This is a genomic window from Oleiphilus sp. HI0066, from assembly GCF_001635725.1.
In genome coordinates this window covers 1-1,108 of sequence record NZ_LWFH01001144.1, presented here as the reverse complement: position 1 = coordinate 1,108, position 1,108 = coordinate 1, and the positions used below count along the sequence as shown (strand labels likewise).

At 45.4% G+C, this 1,108-nt stretch carries 1 protein-coding gene; it reads left to right on the top strand.

The features are described from left to right. Window positions 1-966: Asp-tRNA(Asn)/Glu-tRNA(Gln) amidotransferase subunit GatB (gatB, locus tag A3738_RS15075; RefSeq protein WP_068763701.1), on the top strand; the 966-nt coding region annotated here is incomplete at its 5' end. Between the last annotated feature and the right edge of the window lie 142 nt (window positions 967-1,108).

The following is a 1,108-nucleotide window of genomic DNA, read 5'->3' as shown; positions in this document are numbered from 1 at the left end:
AATGCGGAAGAAGCGGTAGAATTTGCTAAAACACTGCACAGCATTGTGACTTCACTTGGAATTTGTGATGGTGAAATGTCGCAAGGTTCAATGCGTTTTGACGTTAACATCTCTGTGCGTCCTAAAGGCCAATCGGAATTTGGCACGCGAACTGAAACCAAAAACCTCAACTCTTTCCGCTTTATGGAACAAGCGATTGCTCTCGAAGTTGAACGTCAAATCGATGTGCTTGAAGAAGGTGGAGAAATCGTTCAAGAAACACGCTTGTACGATGGCGACAAACACGTTGCACGTTCTATGCGAAGCAAAGAAGAAGCAAACGACTACCGTTACTTCCCTTGCCCCGACCTCCTGCCAGTAGTGTTGACAGATGAGTACATCGAAGAAGTTCGTGCTCAAATGCCAGAACTGCCGGCTGCGCGTAAAGAGCGTTTNATCTCTGAGTTCTCACTAAGTGATTACGACGCTGGCATTCTCTCGGCAGATGCTGGTTTAGCCTCTCTATTCGAGACTTCAGCAAACATCTCAGGCGATGCAAAACTTTCTGCTAACTGGGTAATGGGTGAATTCAGTGCTCGCTTAAACGCAGATGATGTTAGCGCATCCAATGCACCTATTTCTGGTGGAGCATTAGCTCAATTAGTGCTGCGCGTGAAGGACAACACCGTTTCTTCTTCGGGCGCTAAGAAAGTATTTGAGAAACTATGGAGCCAAGAAGGTTCAGATGTGGATCAAATCATCGATGCAGAAGGCTTGAAGCAGGTGTCTGATACGGGCGCTCTTGAAGCAATGGTTGATGAAGTGCTTGCAGGTATGGCTGATCAAATCGCGCAGTACAAAGCAGCCGACGACAAGAAACGTAAGAAATTGATGGGTAGCTTTATGGGCCCATTAATGAAAGCTTCTAAAGGTCAAGGTAACCCGAAACTGTTTAACGAAATTCTCGCGAAGAAGTTAAACGACTAGTCTAGCTCTCAAATTTTGTAGGCCTAGATTGGGGTCAGAGTGCTTTCACTCTGACCCCAGCCATTAAAGCTCAAACTCAAAAATATTACCTCTCACGTAATTTCTTTCCCTCCACTTTTTAGCGACACTCATTACATTGGCT